The organism is Sulfuricurvum sp., assembly GCF_028713855.1.
Lineage (GTDB): Bacteria > Campylobacterota > Campylobacteria > Campylobacterales > Sulfurimonadaceae > Sulfuricurvum.
The window spans coordinates 14,324-32,430 of the sequence record NZ_JAQTNN010000003.1 but is presented as its reverse complement, the minus strand read 5'-3'; the positions used below and the strand labels follow the sequence as shown (position 1 = coordinate 32,430).

The 18,107-nt window shown below is 42.6% G+C and carries 19 protein-coding genes and 1 other RNA gene; 12 read left to right on the top strand and 8 right to left on the bottom strand.

Translation table 11 applies throughout. From position 1 onward, the window contains the following. Positions 1-8: 8 nt before the first annotated feature. Positions 9-2,288, top strand: a complete 2,280-nt coding sequence (locus tag PHI47_RS03590; RefSeq protein WP_299933848.1) for a hybrid sensor histidine kinase/response regulator — start codon at positions 9-11, stop codon at positions 2,286-2,288. Between the two features lie 3 nt (positions 2,289-2,291). Here the strand turns inward: PHI47_RS03590 and PHI47_RS03585 are convergent, their stop codons facing one another. Continuing rightward, on the bottom strand, positions 2,292-3,062 hold the full coding sequence (locus PHI47_RS03585) for a response regulator (RefSeq protein WP_299933846.1): 771 nt from the start codon (positions 3,060-3,062) through the stop codon (positions 2,292-2,294). Between the two features lie 166 nt (positions 3,063-3,228). On the opposite strand from PHI47_RS03585, the gene hemN reads away from it, so the two are divergent. Genes hemN through lgt form a run of 4 tightly spaced genes read left to right on the top strand, consistent with a single transcriptional unit; the run spans position 3,229 to position 7,185 of the window. Continuing rightward, positions 3,229-4,596 carry an oxygen-independent coproporphyrinogen III oxidase gene (hemN, locus tag PHI47_RS03580; protein ID WP_299933844.1) on the top strand — a complete coding sequence of 456 codons (1,368 nt, stop codon included), beginning with the start codon at positions 3,229-3,231 and terminating at the stop codon, positions 4,594-4,596. A gap of 4 nt (positions 4,597-4,600) precedes the next feature. Beyond that, complete coding sequence (locus tag PHI47_RS03575; protein ID WP_299933842.1) at positions 4,601-5,878, top strand: (Fe-S)-binding protein; 1,278 nt, start codon at positions 4,601-4,603, stop codon at positions 5,876-5,878. Then, entirely contained in the window at positions 5,875-6,363 is a 489-nt protein-coding gene (locus PHI47_RS03570; protein ID WP_299933840.1) for a pyridoxamine 5'-phosphate oxidase family protein, read from the top strand. Before PHI47_RS03575 ends, PHI47_RS03570 begins: the two co-directional genes overlap by 4 nt. Before the next feature lie 9 nt (positions 6,364-6,372). Then, entirely contained in the window at positions 6,373-7,185 is an 813-nt protein-coding gene (lgt, locus tag PHI47_RS03565) for a prolipoprotein diacylglyceryl transferase (RefSeq protein ID WP_299933838.1), read from the top strand. A 47-nt stretch (positions 7,186-7,232) separates the two neighbouring features. Here lgt and PHI47_RS03560 read toward each other — a convergent pair whose 3' ends face one another. The 6 genes from PHI47_RS03560 to panB form a co-directional block, all read right to left on the bottom strand. Next, positions 7,233-8,441: an ArsS family sensor histidine kinase gene (locus PHI47_RS03560; RefSeq protein ID WP_299933836.1), complete on the bottom strand. Its 1,209-nt coding sequence runs from the start codon at positions 8,439-8,441 to the stop codon at positions 7,233-7,235. Then, entirely contained in the window at positions 8,438-9,100 is a 663-nt protein-coding gene (locus PHI47_RS03555; RefSeq protein WP_299933834.1) for a response regulator transcription factor, read from the bottom strand. The genes PHI47_RS03560 and PHI47_RS03555 overlap by 4 nt, the downstream gene beginning before the upstream one ends. Before the next feature lie 6 nt (positions 9,101-9,106). Next, complete coding sequence (locus PHI47_RS03550) at positions 9,107-9,499, bottom strand: hypothetical protein (RefSeq protein ID WP_299933832.1); 393 nt, start codon at positions 9,497-9,499, stop codon at positions 9,107-9,109. 81 nt (positions 9,500-9,580) lie between these two features. Beyond that, positions 9,581-10,618: an AI-2E family transporter gene (locus tag PHI47_RS03545; protein ID WP_299933830.1), complete on the bottom strand. Its 1,038-nt coding sequence runs from the start codon at positions 10,616-10,618 to the stop codon at positions 9,581-9,583. Positions 10,619-10,627: 9 nt separating this feature from the next. Then, entirely contained in the window at positions 10,628-11,635 is a 1,008-nt protein-coding gene (gene ruvB / locus PHI47_RS03540; RefSeq protein ID WP_299933828.1) for a Holliday junction branch migration DNA helicase RuvB, read from the bottom strand. Positions 11,636-11,815: 180 nt separating this feature from the next. After that, on the bottom strand, positions 11,816-12,604 hold the full coding sequence (panB, locus tag PHI47_RS03535) for a 3-methyl-2-oxobutanoate hydroxymethyltransferase (protein ID WP_299933826.1): 789 nt from the start codon (positions 12,602-12,604) through the stop codon (positions 11,816-11,818). Positions 12,605-12,740: 136 nt separating this feature from the next. Here panB and PHI47_RS03530 point away from each other — a divergent pair, with 136 nt between their 5' ends. The 5 genes from PHI47_RS03530 to PHI47_RS03510 all read left to right on the top strand — a co-directional run bounded on the left by PHI47_RS03530 (position 12,741) and on the right by PHI47_RS03510 (position 16,672). After that, positions 12,741-13,145, top strand: a complete 405-nt coding sequence (locus tag PHI47_RS03530; protein WP_299933824.1) for an Hpt domain-containing protein — start codon at positions 12,741-12,743, stop codon at positions 13,143-13,145. Then, positions 13,142-13,882, top strand: a complete 741-nt coding sequence (gene trpA / locus PHI47_RS03525; protein ID WP_299933822.1) for a tryptophan synthase subunit alpha — start codon at positions 13,142-13,144, stop codon at positions 13,880-13,882. Before PHI47_RS03530 ends, trpA begins: the two co-directional genes overlap by 4 nt. A 27-nt stretch (positions 13,883-13,909) precedes the next feature. Continuing rightward, on the top strand, positions 13,910-14,791 hold the full coding sequence (locus PHI47_RS03520) for a DUF3943 domain-containing protein (RefSeq protein WP_299933820.1): 882 nt from the start codon (positions 13,910-13,912) through the stop codon (positions 14,789-14,791). A 68-nt stretch (positions 14,792-14,859) separates the two neighbouring features. Beyond that, positions 14,860-15,232, top strand: a transfer-messenger RNA (tmRNA) gene (gene ssrA, locus PHI47_RS03515). A 201-nt stretch (positions 15,233-15,433) separates the two neighbouring features. Continuing rightward, positions 15,434-16,672, top strand: coding sequence for an integrase arm-type DNA-binding domain-containing protein (locus tag PHI47_RS03510; RefSeq protein ID WP_299933818.1), 1,239 nt, complete (start codon positions 15,434-15,436; stop codon positions 16,670-16,672). A gap of 24 nt (positions 16,673-16,696) precedes the next feature. Here PHI47_RS03510 and PHI47_RS03505 read toward each other — a convergent pair whose 3' ends face one another. Next, complete coding sequence (locus PHI47_RS03505) at positions 16,697-17,443, bottom strand: hypothetical protein (protein WP_299933816.1); 747 nt, start codon at positions 17,441-17,443, stop codon at positions 16,697-16,699. Positions 17,444-17,592: 149 nt separating this feature from the next. Here PHI47_RS03505 and PHI47_RS03500 point away from each other — a divergent pair, with 149 nt between their 5' ends. After that, entirely contained in the window at positions 17,593-17,814 is a 222-nt protein-coding gene (locus PHI47_RS03500; protein WP_299933814.1) for a hypothetical protein, read from the top strand. After that, the gene (locus tag PHI47_RS03495; protein ID WP_299933811.1) at positions 17,804-18,094 is read left to right on the top strand and encodes a helix-turn-helix domain-containing protein; all 291 of its coding nucleotides are present in this window, start codon (positions 17,804-17,806) and stop codon (positions 18,092-18,094) included. The genes PHI47_RS03500 and PHI47_RS03495 overlap by 11 nt, the downstream gene beginning before the upstream one ends. The last annotated feature ends 13 nt before the right edge of the window (positions 18,095-18,107 follow it).

Sequence of the window (18,107 nt, the reverse complement as noted above, 5' to 3'; positions counted from 1 at the left end):
GAATCCGTATGCCGCTACCGGATATGTCCCATTTAGTTCGTTCAAAAGAGAGACTCCTTTCGGAAAAGGACGCTATTCTACATGAATGGGTTGAATGTGAATTGTGTATTTCCATCTTAGAACGACATGAGATTGAACCTGATTTTTTTCGAATTCACTATGCCGGAAGCGTCTATGATTATTTTATGGGGGTAGTTGCCGGAAATATGGCGATTGGAGAGTGTCCGGTAATCGCCGATTTGATCGACTATTTGAAAAATAAAGATCTTCGGGCTGATGAGCTTTTTGCGTTGTGTACCCACTTTAAACGTTCCGTTTTGAATGCTACGTATCGTTTAGAGATCAATACGCAACCGATTTTCAATGCGATCAGCTATTTGTTTGACCAAAATTTTGCAAGCGTCCTAAAACTTTATACGGATACGATTTATCAAAAAGAGCAGGAAGCGCTTAATGCTTCCAAAGCAAAAGAATATTTTTTATCCAATATGTCCCATGAGATTCGTACACCGCTCAATGCTATTTTAGGGTTTGTCTCACTTTTGCGGGACGAGACAACCAATCCGCGCTATCAGCAGTATCTTGATATTATCTCCAACAGCGGCGAAAACCTCCTCCATATTATCAACGATATTCTTGATTTCTCCAAACTCCGAAGTGGGGAATTTACGGTCGATCCGCAACCTTTTAATGTGCACGATGAAATATCGCACACTATGGAACTTTTCGTGCCGAGTGCCAACTCCAAAAGTATTACCCTGACCAGTTTTATCGATCCCTCAATCCCTTATGAGATTATCGCCGATGCATTGCGGATTAAACAAATTGTTGGAAATTTTCTGAGCAATGCCATCAAGTTCAGCCATCCGGGCGGAGCTATCCATGTAGAAGCAAGATGCAACGATGGGATACTTATCCTCTCCGTTAAGGATCATGGAATCGGTATCTCAGTGGGGGATCAAGAACGCATTTTTGATGCTTTTTCCCAAGCGCAAGAGGGGATAGTGAAGGTTAATGAGGGGACAGGTCTGGGGCTGTCGATTTGTAAGCAGTTAGCGGTACATATGGGTGGGACAATAGAGCTTGAATCCATTACAGGGGAAGGGAGTATTTTTAATCTCAAGATCCCTGTCATCGTCAACCGTGAGAGTGAGGTTATAAAATTTGATGCCTCTTTGTTTGCAGATACCCGATTCGGTCTTTTAACGTACGACTCTTCGGAGAGTTATAAACTTGAATCGCTCCAACGCTATTGGGACCATTTCGGACTCAATATCCAATTGGTTACAACGGTTCAAGAAGAGTGTGATCTTCTGATTTTTCTGGAAAGCTCGATGGATGATGAAAAGCGTGAAATCATTATCCGTAATCATATCCCCTCTGTCGCCATTTTGGATTTTTTAGATGATCGATACGATACGATTGAAACGATTGTCCCTTTGACCTTTCCGATTTACTGTACCAAGCTCCAAAGTGTATTGAGTGAGGTTTTAGGGGTAAATCAATCTTATTACCCTATTGACAACGGAGCAAAAGGGAAACGTGGATTTGTAGGAAAAATTTTGGTAGCGGAAGACAATATTGCCAATCAGGAGCTTATTAAAATTATTTTGGAGAAGTACGGTTTGGATTATATCATCGCTTCCAACGGGGAAGATGCATTGAATTCGTATCGTGCAGAGCATTTTGATCTTATCTTTATGGATGAACAGATGCCTAAAATGAATGGAAATGAGGCAACTGCGGCGATTTTGGAGTATGAAAAAGAGACGTTGAGAGAACATACTCCAATCGTGGCATTAACCGCTAATGTGATCAAGGGGGCTCGTGAACGCTCCATTCAAAACGGTTATGACGCTTTTTTGGGTAAACCGATTGTAATGCGCGAAATAGAACATGTGTTTGAACGCTATTTGATACCCACTTTGTTGCCTTGGCGTGAGCCTATTGCTTCTAAAACAATAAGCAGTCGAAGCGGAATCGATATGGATCATCTTAAAAGTGCTTTGATGCTTGAAGAGGAGCAGATTGAACATTTGCTAAAAATCTATCATCACAAGATGGAACATTCGCTGCAAGAGTTTTACGGTGCGATCAAAAATAAAGCCTATGTCGATATTGCATTCATTGCCCATGCGATTAAAGGTTCCAGCGCTAATTTTCGTTTTGAAGAGCTTTCCAGACTTGCCAATGTCATTGAAGAATTTGCGGTAAGTGAAGATGAAGATTTTGATTATCTTGAAGCATATGAAGTGCTTCGATCGGAATTTATCAAAAAGTTTGTGTAGATACTATTCTTCCAAATAGTACCCGACTCCCGAAGCATTTTTAATCACATCGGTCGGGAGTTTGGATCTGAGTCTCCAAACGAGTGTCCGTACACTGTTATCGGTCGCCCCTTTCGTCTCCCAAACATAATTGATCGCTTGTTCAAAATCAACGACACTTCCCAGTTGTGCCACCAAAAGGCGGATAAAAGCATTCTCTTTTTTGGTGAGTTTAATTTTTTGGTTTTGGTAATAGGTTTCACCCAATCCGGTATCGTGACGATACCCCTCGCCAAATTCAACAATCGGTTTATCGGAGAGTTTTTTGGCATAGACCAGTTTTTCGAGTTCTTCGCGATCCGATTTGAGTTCGTCGATATTGGAATTTCGTTTTCGCTCTTCTTTGAATCGGTAAAGTGCCATTTGAATAGTGGTATGGAGATTGATAGGATCGAACGGTTTTACAATATATCCGTAAGGCTCTGTTTTTTTCGCTTTAGCCAGCATATCGTTATCCGAATGTGCGGTTAGATAGATAAAAGGAAGCGGATTTTTATCTCGGATAAATTGCGCGAGTTCAATCCCGTCCATTGTCTTTTGCAAACCGATGTCGATAAGCGCGATATCGGGATTATAAATTTTAATTTTATTACGTGCAGTTACGGCATTATCGGCAATCGATATGACATCATATCCTTGTTTTTCAAGTGACATTTTCAAATTCATAGCCGTTACTTCATCGTCTTCTACCACTAGCACTTTGATGGCACTCATTAAGACCTCTTGAAATATCATAATTTGTGATGATTTTATCACAGTTTTTTAAAAAATTAATAGTTTGATTGGCAATAGTCATAATTTTATTGTTTCCTATTTCTCTTTCGTAACATAGGTTTTTTAGGGGAACTTCAATCCAAAAGGGTATAATCGCGACAATACACCTTGCTTAGGGATGCGCACAATGCTTGATTTTGATAAATTTACCAAATATTCCAAACCGGGACCGCGCTATACGAGCTATCCGACTGCATTAGAGTTTAGTGATGCTTTTAATTATGAGGGCTATCTCGACAAGCTTCATTCTCAGGACCCTTCGCGGCCGCTTTCGCTTTATTTCCACTTGCCGTTTTGTAAAAATGCGTGTTACTTTTGCGGTTGTAACGTCGTTTTTACCTCTAAAGAGGATAAGAAAGAGCGTTATATCGATTATTTGACACGTGAACTGCAAATTTTGAGTACCCACATTGATGTCAACCGGAGTGTTATTCAACTCCATTTCGGTGGAGGAACACCAACGTTTTTCGATGCGGATCAAATGCACCGAATCATTAGCGTGATTAAAAGTCATTTTAAAAATTTTACCGCCGATGCTGAAATCAGCTGTGAGATCGATCCTCGTCATATCAATGACGATCAGATGCGTGTCATGAGTGAAGCAGGGTTTAACCGTGTGAGTTTCGGGATTCAGGATTTTGACGAAAAAGTTCAGGTTGCCGTTCACCGTGTTCAGCCCTATGATATTACCAAAGCCGCGATGGAGTTGGCGCGTAAATACAACATGGTGAGTGTTAATGTCGATCTTATCTACGGATTGCCTCACCAAAGTCTGGAGACGTTTCAAAAGACCCTTGATTTAGCAATTTCGCTCGATCCTGACCGTTTTGCCGTATTTAACTATGCACATGTACCGTGGCTCAAAAAAACGATGCGTAAAATCGATGAGACGACCTTGCCTCATCCGGCGGAGAAACTTGCCATTATGCGTTATACCATCGATCACATGACCGAACGCGGCTATCGCATGATCGGAATGGATCATTTTGCCAAACCTCAAGACGAGCTCTTTAAAGCGATCGAAAAAGGGGAGTTGCACCGTAATTTCCAAGGCTATACGACCAAAGGGGGTGCGGATTTGATCGGTATCGGTCTGACTTCTATCGGAGAGGGAGCCGATTACTATGCCCAAAATTTCAAAGAGATGGACGCATATGAAGCTGCTATCGATGCAGGAAAATTACCGTATGAGCGAGGTGTAAGTCTGAATGAAGATGATCGTATCCGCCAATACGTTATTATGGAACTGATGAGCAATTTTAAACTTGATATTGGCCGATTTGAGCGGCTCTACGGGGTAAAATTTTCAGACTACTTTGCCGATGCTATTGAAGAGCTCAAGCCATTCGAAGCGGATGGTTTGCTCACAATGAGTCCTACATCAATAGAATGTTCGGTTACGGGAACGCTTCTTGTCCGTAATATTGCGATGCCATTTGATGCTTATATGAAACGTCACGCAAGCTCTGACAAAGCATTCAGCAAAACGGTGTAAGTGAATGGAAAAACGCGAACTCTTTCATTTTACGGACACCTCTGATGCTTGTATCAAATGCGGGAAATGTATCCCGGTTTGTACGATCCACAATGTCAATCCCGATGAGGTAACGTCTCCTCGCGGTTTTATCGATCTGCTCGGTGCGTATGAACGGGGTCAGCTGGAACTGGACAAAAATGCCAAAGCTATTTTTGAGAGCTGCTTTTTATGCACTAACTGTACCGATGTCTGCCCTAAAGCACTTCCGACGGATATGGTAATCGAACAGGTTCGTGCCGATATCGCCGATAAATACGGTATTGCGTGGTTTAAGCGGGCGTTCTTTTATTTGCTCCGTCACCGAATGACGATGGATATTCTCTTCAAACTCGGATATGTTTTCCAGACGTGCGGATTCAAAATCAAGGCAGAGATTAACTCGATGCAGCCGCGCTTTAATCTGCCGATTATCAAAAAGGACCGCCTTCTCCCTTCTATGGGGAAAACCTCGTTTCTCAACAGCTATCCGGAGAATATCCCTAATGGAGGGAAACGACGTGTGGCGATTTTCATCGGGTGTTTGGCGAACTATAACTACACTGAAATAGGGAAGGGGCTTTTAGAGATTCTTGAAGCGTTGAACGTTGATGCATTTATCCCGAAAAAGCAGCTTTGCTGCGGTGCACCGGCTTATTTTACGGGTGATTTTGCGACGGTCGATCATAACGCCAAAAAGAACATCGTCTATTTCGAGAGTTTTATCGATGACGTTGAGGCAATCATTATCCCTGAAGCAACCTGCAGTGCGATGATCAAGATTGATTACGAACACTTTTTCCACGATCAGCCTGAGTGGCTGGAACGCGCCCAAAAGCTCAAAGGTAAAATCTTTATGGCAACCGAGTGGTTGGAACAAAAAACAGAGTTAAAACAGCTTTTGGCATCCAAAGGGCGGAGTGATCTTACGGTTACCTATCACGATCCGTGTCATGCTCGTAAAATGCAGGGGATTTATCAAGAACCACGCCGTCTTGTTAGTCAAAACTACACGATTACCGAAATGAGTGATCCGAATGCCTGTTGCGGTTTCGGCGGTGTGACGATGCAGACGGAAAATTTCCATTTTGCCCAAGCTGCCGGAAAACCGAAAGCGGCTATGATTGCTAAAACTGGGGCTCAGATCGTTACCGCCGAGTGCAGTGCCTGCCGTATGCAGATCAATAATTCTATGAATGAGGCCGATGTCGATGTGGTGTTTAAAAACCCGATCGAGCTGATCGCCGAAGCGTTGCGAAAATGACTACGATAGAGGTCGAATCATTTTTAGAAACGTTTCAAACGCTTGTGATGGCTTCCATCACCCCTGAGGGTGAACCGCATGCCAGTACGGCTCCTTATGTTCGTGTGAAGAACGATTTTTACATCTTAATCAGTACTGTTGCTCAGCATGGGTGTAATCTTCTGGTAAATCCAAATGTATCTTTACTCTTTGTCGAAGATGAGTCGCAGTGTGTTCAGCCCTTTGCCCGTAAACGGGTGACGATCGAAGCAACCGTATCGGAGATCAATCGTGAGGATTTGCATTATTTAGTAGTGATTGACCGCTTTCATGCCCATTTTGATTCTCAACTTGTGGGTTCTCTTACCCAAATGGGGGATTTTCATCTTTTTAAACTCTCCCCTCAAAAGGGCAGTGTCGTTATGGGGTTCGGTAAAGCGTATCGTTTGGATCATAATTTAGAGGTTATGAGTCAAATTATGGGTCAGCACCAGCAGAAGCGATAAAGGGATACAATGGAATTTTGGAACCACATTTACGAGCATTTCAACCCCGTAGCGTTCAACATTTTTTCCATTCCCGTCCACTGGTACGGACTGATGTACGTCCTTGCACTCCTCTCAGCCCTCGTGATTGCAAAATGGATTGTAAAAAAAGACGGTATTTCGATCACGAAAGAACAGCTCGATGATTATTTCGTATATGCCGAAATAGGGGTTATCCTCGGGGCGCGATTAGGCTATATCCTCTTTTATGACACCCATACGATGTATTATCTCACGCAGCCTTGGCAGATTTTCAATCCGTTTATCGACGGGCAATTCGTCGGAATTCGGGGGATGAGTTTTCACGGGGCGATACTGGGCTTTTTGATCGGTTCGTATTTGTATCATCGCCGTCACGGCATCCCTTTTGGTCGCTTAATGGATTTGGTGGCGGTATCGGTTCCGTTAGGATACGTGTTCGGACGGATCGGCAATTTCCTGAACCAAGAACTCGTGGGACGCGTTACCGACGTGACCTGGGGGATTTATGTCTATGACACCCTACGTCACCCCTCACAGCTGTATGAGGCATTTGTCGAAGGGATTGTAGTCTTTGTGATTATTTATACGTATCGCCATCGTAAAGCGTTTGAAGGCGAGCTGATTTTACTTTATGGGTTTTTGTACGGAATCGGGAGGGGAATGGTCGAATTTTACCGCGCTCCAGACGCGCAGATCGGCTACATCGTCGGTCAATGGATGACACTGGGAATGGCATTGAGTTTTGCGATGGCGGGAGTTTCAGCTATGTTGTGGGTTTATTTTAAGCGACGTTCATGGTGAGCTTGTCGAAGGATAATGGTTCGACAATCTCAGGACGAACGGGGAGCTTACGCAAAACGGATACAGAAATAGTGTATCCCTTCTTCATAACGATATTCCAGATTAAATCGGTGTAGATCACATACCGATTGGGCGATGTAAAGCCCTAATCCTAATCCCCCATCTCCCCGTTCGGTGACAAATGCCTGCAACGCTTCTGCAACCGGACGTTTCAACGGTTCACCGCTGTTTCGGATGCATATTGTTTCAGTATTGCAGGCTATCTCTATCGGCAGTGAGGATGCATGCCGCACCGCATTATCAATCAGGTTTTGGAGTGCGCTGGTAAAGAGTGCTTCATCGACGGTCATGATTTGCTCACATCCACTCAAATGAACATTTTCTCTTCCAATCATCAAGTTATCGAGTGCGCTTTTAATCATTGTATCTAGACTCTGCGGAGTTTTAGCTAATGAAAATGCGTGCATTTTCTCGATATCGGCCATTTGACGGATCAGATGTTCGAGCCGTGAGAAGAGTTTGGAGAGTAGGTTACGGTTAGGGCTTGGCTCTTCGAGTTCGACGATGAGTTTCCCTTTGGTAATCGGGGTTTTGAGTTCATGCATAATATTGCGTAAAAAAAGTTCGCGCGATTTTTTGAGTCTGTTTTGTTTTTCCAATGCATCATTAAGAGCATTGGAGATGAGAGCGATTTCATCTTTTCCGTTGCTGTGGATATCGATAATCTCTTCCCCTTCACCGTAGCGCTGTATTTGCTCATAGAGATGTTTCAGGGGGTTGAGATTGCTCCAGAGCAACAGATACATACTCACCAACCCTCCCATCAGAGCACAAAACAAAAACCAGACGAAATAGTAGGTCGGTTCTTCGGCGGTATCCCGATAATACATGGTACAGTGTTCACGTGATAAGGCATACACGAATCCGTCATTATCTTTGTAGATAGTGACTTTTACATTACGTGACCGGAGTTTAGAGCGCATTGGCGGAGGTATCGGGATCGGTTCACAGCGGGGTGACAAGGTATCAATAGGTTTAAATCCCGCTTCTTGGAGTTCTTTGTTCTGTTCCATACAGCTTCGGATGGACGATTCTTCAAGGATACGTGAGAGCTCCATCGACCTATGGGCAAGAAGATGAAATTTTTGCTCTTTTTGCTCATTTAGTGCTGAAATAAAGAGTAATGATAAGACAATAAGGGCTAAAGCAAAGAAAGCGTGGAGTTTAAAAAAAACGGAGTGACGGCGTGAAATCATAGGGTAAATTGATATCCCATACCCCGAATAGAGCGGATGAGAGTAGGGTGTTTGGGATTCGTTTCGACTTTTTGGCGGATTCGGCTGATAAGGACATCGATACTTCGTTCACTGCTCTCCCAGCCGATCGATTCGACGTTGTTAGCGATAAAATCACGAGAGATGATTTGGCGTCGGTGTTTGATCAGTAGACTCAGAAGTTCGAATTCGGCGCGGGTGAGGGGGAGAAGCTCTCCCTCTTTATAAATACCGTTTTCATCAACCCGAAAAGTATCACTGCTGGCCTGAATCGTTTTTCCATTGATTCGGCGAAGAAGACTTTGAATCCGAGCAACGAGCTCTCTGGGCTCATAGGGCTTGGGGAGGTAATCATCGGCACCGAGTTCCAATGCGATGACCTTGTCTCCCAAATCACTCCGAGCCGAAGAGATAATGATGGGGATATCACTGCGCTCACGAAGCGCTTTGCACACATCTAACCCATCCATATCGGGGAGGGTAAGATCGAGTAATACCAAGTCGTAGGATTCGATTCCTAAAGAGGCTAATGCCGCCTTGGGATGGGCATATGAAATCACCTCCATCTGATAACGGCTCAGATACTGCGTGAGCAGATCCGAGATTTCGAGGTCGTCTTCAATCAGGAGGATTTTTATCATGCAAAATTACTTTTTATCGCACGCTTTGCAGTTCATACCGCCCATTTTGCCTTCACCCATTTTCATCCCCTTCATATCACCTTTCATCCCTTTCATATCGCCTTTTTGACACATTTTAGGAGCATTGGCTTCAAATGTTTTGCGTTGTTCAGGAGTGAGTACCGCCATCATTTTTTCGTGTTGTTGGTTATGGAACTCTTTTCCTTCTTCACGAAGTTTTTGAATTTGAGCTTTTTGGTCATCGCTAAGACCCAATTTTTCAAACGGTTTAGGAAGTTTAGATGTATTGCAGTCACATTTCATCATTCCTTGACCGCCCATCATTCCGCCATATTGCATTGGACAGGCCATTAATGCTGTTGCACCGAGGATCAGTGCGATACTTAGAATCTTTTTCATAGGGTTTCTCCGTTGTGGGTATTTTATCTTAGTATCATATCTCCTTACCCATAACAGCATAACAATAGAATGTTAATAATGTTAATGAAAGGAGTCTTCATTTTGCGTTTCGGTGATTCGTAAGAGGGTCAAAAACAGTACCGTAATAGCCGGTCCGATAATCATTCCCCAAAATCCGAAAGTGGAGAGCCCTGCGATGATCGAGAAGAAAATGATGAGTTCGTTGATTTTTTCTTGGGGCTTGATCAATTTTTGGTTAATTACTTTGATAATGACCGGTTTGATAAACGTATCGGCGATCACAGAGATGACAATAATGGTATAAAGCGCGATGAAAATGGCATTTTCACTATCTCCCAATGAGAATTCAAAGAGAGTGAACGGAAGCCACATAATGACCCCACCCACCACGGGGATGAGGGAAGCGAAGCCGTACATGATTCCAAACAGCAGACCGTTGTAGCCCATGTATTGGATGGCAATCCCGAATAATGCCCCCTCAAATACCGCCGTGGCTAAAATCGAGTAAAAAACGACGCTCATTGCCGAACGCATTTCAAACATAATCAAAGTACTCTCTTGTTGCGGAAAGTGGGCGGAACGTTTGAAAAATTCAAAAATATTACTCCCGTAATAGAGCGCAATAAAATAAAAAATCAAAATAAAAATGGCTCCCGAGAGAAATGACATTGCAAAACTTCCGATAAGTGTGGCATATCCAAGGATGTGCTGACTGAGTTCAGCGGGATTGAATCCGGCTAATGAAGCTTCTATTTTGGGCTCGATACGAGAGAGGGCAGGGGGAAGATGGCTTACCCAGCTGCGGAGCTTGAGATCTATGGTTGAGAGGGTGGTCGGATCGAGATGTTGAAGCATAAGGGAAAAATGGAATAAAAAATAGCCAAGCGGTGCGAAAAAGAGCAATGCCAGGAGAAGCGTTGATAATGTTGATCCCCATAAGCGGCTTCGCGTAAGGGTAATAAAACCCATTTGGATATGGTGGGTCGAGATGGCTAGAAGGATTGCGACGATGATACTCATCCAAAACGGTTCATACAGCCGATATATTGCATACGATACTATGAGCAACAGTATCAGGGTAAAATGCTCTTTTTTCATCCTGTCCCTTTAGTCAAATAGCGCATTCTGAGGAATACCGAATTTTAGCAATTCATAGGTTTTAGGGGTAGCCAAACGTCCGCGAGCCGTACGCTCCAAATAGCCGTTGGCAAGAAGGTAAGGTTCTAATACATCTTCGATCGTCCCTTCATCTTCACTGAGAGCGGCGGCAATCGTACTCAGACCCATCGCACGTCCTTTGGCCTCCATCAGCAGTTTCAACAGACGTATATCCATCTCATCAAATCCGTTGGCATTGATCCCCAGTTGATCGAGAGCATAGCGGGAACGTTCATGTAAAATGGTATTTTCGTTGGCAACGTCGGCAAAATCCCGAACCCGTTTTAAGAGGCGCAAGGCTATACGGGGAGTTCCTCGAGAGCGTTTGGCGATTTCATGCGCTGCTTGTTTATCGATGCTTTTGCCCAATTTTGTAGCGGCTTGAGTGATGATAATACACAGCTCATCAGGGGTATAAAACTGCATCCGAAAATTCATCCCGAAACGATCGCGCAGAGGGTTTGAAAGCATCCCGGCACGGGTCGTCGCACCGATAAGGGTAAAGCGGGGGAGATCAATTTTGACCGTTTGTGCCGCAGGACCGGAGCCGATGATGATGTCAAGGCGGAAATCTTCCATCGAAGGGTAAAGAATCTCTTCGACCGCAGGCGATAGTCGGTGTATCTCATCGATAAAGAGGATATCTCCCTCTTCGAGGTTCGTGAGGATCGCGGCGAGATCACCGCTTTTCTCGATCATTGGGGCGGCAGTGACTTTGATATTACTTCCCATCTCGTTAGCGATGATAAGGGCAAGAGTTGTTTTACCCAACCCCGGAGGGCCGTAAAAAAGGACGTGATCGAGCGCTTCGCGGCGTTTGCTGCTGGCTTCGATAAAGACTCCCAGATTCTTTTTGATCTGTTCTTGACCGATATAGTCATCCCAAGCACTTGGACGCAGTGAGGTTTCAGTAACTTCTTCGGCGTTAAATTTTTCGATTTCGACTATGCGTTCCATTGGTTTTAATATCTTCCTATCAGCGAAGGGTTCACATCGGAATTATTGATGCATTTTTGATAATCTACAGTGTCGGTAAACATGCAGGGACGTCCATTATAAGGCTGGTCATAGGAGTAGGATTTTACACTTTTACTTGAGCACCCTTCCAATATTAAGAGAATGAATATGAATAAAAGTTTAATAGATATATTCATCACTTGGAAATCCTCTATTTTGTACTTCGGTTTTGTAGTTAGCAGCAGCTTCTTTGACCGCCGCCGCGCCGTTCATATATTGTTTGACAAATTTCGGTACGAACGGCTCATAGAGCCCCAACATATCGGAAAAGACCAGCACTTGACCGTCTACCCCGTTGCCCGCGCCGATTCCGATGATGGGAATGGAAACACTCATCGCTACTCGTGTTGCGACGTCCGCTTTTACCCCTTCGATGACGAGGATAAAGGCTCCTGCTTTTTCCAGCGCTTGAGCGTCAGCGATCAGTGATAGGGCTTCGTCTTCGGTTTTACCTTTGACTTTATATCCCCCTTCAGCCCGAACGGCTTGGGGTAACAGCCCGATATGTCCGCACACTGCGATTCCGTTAGAGGTGAGATGGTGTACCAGATGGGCTTTATCCGCCCCTCCTTCGATTTTGACCGCGTCAGCTGAAGTTTCTCGGTAGACCTTCATTGCGTTTGAAAAAGCGGTTACTTCATCGATATAGCTTCCAAAGGGCATATCGGTAATAACAAAGGTGTTCGGCGCCCCTTTACAGACGGCATTGGTATGATAAATCATTTGATCCATCGTGATGCTCAGTGTGTCGGGATTGCCGCCGAAGCTCATATTGAGGCTGTCTCCGACGAGGAGAATGTCGGCACTCTCAGACAAAAGACGGGCAAAAATGGCATCATACGCGGTAATCATTACGAGCTTACGAGCACTTTTGCATTTTTGAATCGAACCGATTGTCAGCTTTTTCATTGTTGTCTAAACTCTCATTATGTATTAATGGAGATAGTTTACCCAAAATTTCCCTCTCAAAGATATTGCATGACACTTTAAAGTACATGATTAATGAAAAGCTCGATATAATTCACCCATTATAGGAGAGTTCATTATGGGGATACGGAGTGCTCTGGAAGCCAATTTCGACTTTGAAATCATTGACGAATTTTTAGATCATTACGCGATGATGACAGAGGTAATGGAATCTTTGATTATCGATTTAGGTAACGAAGAACGTTGTCATCGCAGTATTGAAGAGCTTTTCCGTATTTTTCATAACATTAAATCGGCTTCCGGCTATTTACAAATTCAACCAATGGTTCGTTTATCGACATTTGTGGAAGATGCACTTGAACAGCTTAGAACCCGAGATAAAGTTGTGAATGAAGAGACCATTACGTGGCTAATCAGCGTCTCTGATATGTTTATGCAATGGCAAGAAGATTTCAAGATGGATAATGAACTCTCTAAAATCCATTTTACCCTTTTAATTTTACCCGATATGGAGAAAGCGTGAAGCAACTCGTAGCTTACATTACTGCAGGATACCCTGACAAAAATTTTACAATCGATTTAGCCTTGGCTCTCGGTGAAAACGGTGTTGATACCCTTGAACTCGGAGTACCGTTTTCCGACCCTGTTGCCGACGGTCCCGTAATCGAAGCAGCAAATCAGCGAGCCCTCGAAGCGGGATTCCGTTTTTCCGATCTTTTAGATATCTCCGAAGCTATCGCCCCGAAAATCGATACTTTATGGATGGGGTATTTCAACCCGTTTTACCAATACGGTATGGAAAGATTGCTCGACAAGGCTAAAAGTATCGGCGTAAACGGTTTGATTATTCCGGATGTACCATACGAAGAGGCCAAAAACTATCATAGCCTTTTTGAAGATCGTGGTTTGGCCAATATTACATTTGTCGCTCCGACGGACGGTGAAGCGCGTATCGCGACCATCACGGCGGAGGCGCGTAAATTTGTCTATCTTGTTGCGTATGCAGGGATTACCGGAAGCGGCAAAGCGGAAGATTTGGCTCCGGTTTTAGAGATGATAAAACGTCACACGCAGACCCCCGTCTATGTCGGCTTCGGTGTCAACGAACAGAGTGCGCGTGAAAAAGTGCAGGGGGCAGACGGGGTTATTGTCGGTTCGGCGATCGTTAATGTCCTTTTGGACGATAGCCTTTCCAACACTCAAAAAATCGCTAAATGCTGTGAAATAACTCGCAACATCAAATCTCTTATCAATGCATAGTGTTGACGGAGTGTCAGTAGATAAATAATGTCTCGGTGGATTGCTTTTTTACTTTTCGTCACACTGAGCGCTTCTGCGGACGACACTCTTTATGATGAGTTAAAAAAAGAACAATCCGAAACCACTCTCTCGGATACCTCGCGACCAGACTCGTTACCTTCAATCCCAGAACCTTTTTATGAAAACCGATCTCCGGATTATGTTCCGTACTATATTAATGTCAATGATGAGCTTCCACCTCGATATAAAAACCTGATCGGAGATTCGGTCTCTCTCCAGTTCCTTATGATTTCATCGATCGGATTTTTGGCTATATTGCCTGATAGTATTACCAACTGGAATGCTGAAAAACTAAAAGAACGTTCCCTCGCGCAACGGTGGAAAGATAACGTTTCAACGACACCTGTTTGGGACAATGATAACTGGATGATCAACTACATCGGGCATCCGATCTCCGGTGCTTTTTATTACAGCTTGGCACGAAATGACGGGATGACGATCGGTGAATCGGCAGCGTTCTCCACCTTGATGTCCACCTTCTTTTGGGAATACGGCTATGAGAGTTTTGCCGAGATCCCCTCGATTCAGGATCTTATCTTCACCCCTTTATTGGGATCAATTTTAGGCGAACAGATGTTTACCCTTCAGAAAAAATTGGATCAGGCGGGGGGAGTAGTATTCGGTTCAAAAACATTGGGCACTATCAGCTATTTTATCTTGGACCCTCTGGGAGATATTGCCTATGGAATTGGCGAAACCCTTAACAACTTTAATTTCGATGCGGATGTGACGATGAGTATACAAACCTATCCGCAAGCCAAAACTCTACCGTACGATTTCAGAGTTCCTCAAGAAGATTCATTGTCGTTCAGAGAACGTGAATACGGTTTTGTTATAACCATTCGGTAGTGTAAAAAACCACCCTTTCATTTACGCGGCTTTAGGTATAATACGCTTATAACTTCGGTTATCCACGTGGGGGCGACATGGCTTCGACTGGATCAAGAAGGTTTAGGTTGCATCGCCGGACTGAGCAGCTCCGTTATACGGCTCACACTTGCTTAAACGCAAACAACACTAATTACCGTCCTGCTTACGCTGTAGCGTAAGTTTAATTAAACTTTAGGACTGCGCTACCTTCCTATGCTATAACTGGAAGGGCTTGGCGTATAACCCCTGTGATAGCTATATTCTTGGAATGTCTCGGACTTGAATGAATTTAGAGAATTGGATGATGTAGCTTTGCACGTTGTGTGATAGTCATCTGAAAAACAAACAACGTTACTAAGCATGTAGACGCCTTTACTTCCTTGGTTTAGGACTCCGGTTCAATCCCGGACGCCTCCACCATCTCTTTACTTTTATATCCTTTCATATACCCTCTATCCCTCCAATAAAACCCCATAGAATAGGGATTTGTTTCGTATTATTCCTTTTAGTTCCTTTTATGTAATTTCAGTATATCCACAAAATTAATGTGGTTTTAAATGTAGTTAGCTCACAATGTTGTTTAGAAGAGTATAAAATAACTACATAAAAGAGAAAGCTACGATGGCCAATCGAAAAGTAAGCCCACTCACCGATACAGAAATTAGAAACGTGAAGCCAAAAGAGAAGAAGTATAGTATTTCGGACGGTAACGGTTTACAGCTTACGATTACACCGGATGGAAGAAAGTTTTGGGAGATACGCTATACAATTGACGGTAAAGCGAAACAAACGACCGCCGGAATATACCCGGCCGTTTCTCTCAAGGATGCAAGAGCGAAACGTGATGAACTCAAATCAAAAGTTTCCAAAGGCACCGATCCGATCCGGGAGAAAAAAGAGCTAAAGATGATTAAACAAGCAGAGGAACAAGATAGCCAAAACACATTTGAGAAATGTGCGGCTGATTACTTTGAATTGATTCGAGGAAAAATCAGCGAAGGTCACTTTAACAAACAGTGGGGACGTTTAAAGTTAAATATCATTCCTTTCATCGGGGATATGCGAATGAGCGAAATCAAGCGTGATGATATTTTAGTTTATCTTACCCGCATTCAAGATCGAGGAGCGATTGAGGAAGCGCATAGGGTTTACAATATCGTTTCTCAGGTCTATCAGTATGCGGTAGCGAATCATCGATGTGAAAGAAACATCGCCGTCGATATAAGTCCGAAATGGACTTTAAAACCGGCTGTAAAACAACCCTATCCTACGATTACTGATCCAAAAGAGATTGGCAACTTACTTCGAGCTATCGATATTTATAATGGTACATACACGGTTCGTTGTGCTTTGCAGATAATGCCTTATCTTGCTTTACGACCAGGTAATATTGCAAAAATGGAATGGAGCGAAGTAGATTTAGATAAAGCTATCTTAACGATCCCCGCCAAAAAGATGAAAATGAATCGGGAACATTTGGTTCCTCTGGTTCCTCAAGTGATTGATATTCTCAGAGAATTAAAAAAACTAACTGGTAAAGGGCAATTTTGCTTTAGTACATCACGTACAGGTAATAGTAAATTAAGTGAGAATACATTACGAATGGCATTGTTTCGTTTGGGGTATTCTAAAGAAGAGATTGTTCCTCATGGGTTCAGAGCGATGTTTACTACTTTAGCGGAAGAGAATATTGAAGTACATGGTTTTAATAGTGATGTTATTGAAAAATGTACTGCTCATGAACCCAAAAATAAAGTTCGAGCGGCGTACAATCGAGCCGAGTATTGGCAAAGTCGGGTTAAATTAATGAATTGGTGGGCGGATTTTTTGGATAAAGTGAAAACGTCAACGGAAAAGTGACAAAATAAATCAACCGTTTTTATTTCACTTGTAAATTTTTATTGAATCAACAGTCTTGCCATACTCAGCTTCGATCATTTTCCATGTAATTTTTTCAAATACTTCAAATACTGTGGACTCATCCGTACCGAGAACCTTACTAAGCAACTTAATTTTCTCTCCATAATCAAGGGTTGGATGATATTTGTAAATACAAAACATGAGCGAATGAATGACTCCATCTTTTCTGAACGCATCTGATATTTGGCCGTTTGTTTGCTGAATTAGAGATTGAAAATCATTGGAGATACTTAACAGAATAAGATTGGTCGTGTTTTGATCCATTCCATTGATTAGACGGATTTTATATTGAAGTTGGTGTATTTCTACCTCGTTTAAATGAGTAAAACTATTATTGATAAGAAAACTTGGTAGAGAGTCATTGAGCTGAAAGATGTTTTGATATTCGATATCCGATTCTTTTGGACTATGCCGAATCTTATCTATATAAACTAAAAAGCGGTAATAGAAATCTGTGAAAAAATCAAATTTATTTGAGTGTTTCAAATGTTTGGTTACAAAGCCGAGATAGTCTAATTTCGATCTTTGCAATAACATTTTGAAATCTTCAAGCGTCTCGAACTTCGATATCTTTCCAGTGTCTAAAAACTCCTGAAGCTCTTCTTTCGAAAAATAAGTTTCCAATAATTTGAAAATAGGTCTACCTTGCCTCTTCCAAACATAGTAGCTTGGTTTTGATATATCCATAATTTTTAAAATAGTTTGTATCAAGTAAATGCTCCATATGTATAAAATGCTTACTTTATTGTGATTGTATCAAAAAAATGAGTAATATCTTGACACAGTAAGTATTTTATAGTAATATTCAAATATATACTTTAAAAGTAAGTATATTATACTAAAAGTCAATGGATGTATGCATGGAAGAAAAATACTATACGTCAGATGAAGTCGAAAAAGGTATAGACCAATTGCCAAAAATATCGAAGACAACTCTTAGAAATTTGAGGATGCTCCGGAAAATTACTTATACAAGAGTTGGTCGGCATTGTGTTTATAAAAAAGAATGGATTGAGGCCTATATCAACTCGAATATCCGTTCTGCTAAAAACAACACTTTGGGGGATACACATGAAAAATAGTACTTATCTTTCAAAATCGCTTCAATCAAAAGGAATCGATTTTGAGAATGTAGACAACAGTGCTCAAATTATTCAAAAGTCGCCGGAGTCAAAAGAACTGTATTCTGATTCTCTATTGCGTCCGCGAGCTGCTTCGCGGTATTTGTCAATGAGCGAGAGTGGGCTGTATCAATTATTAAAGAAGGGGGTACTAGTCTCTTACAAGCTTTCACCAAAGGTTACTGTACTAAAAAAATCGGAACTTGATGAATATGTCCAACGATGCATGAAAACAGCATGATTTGTACTGCGGA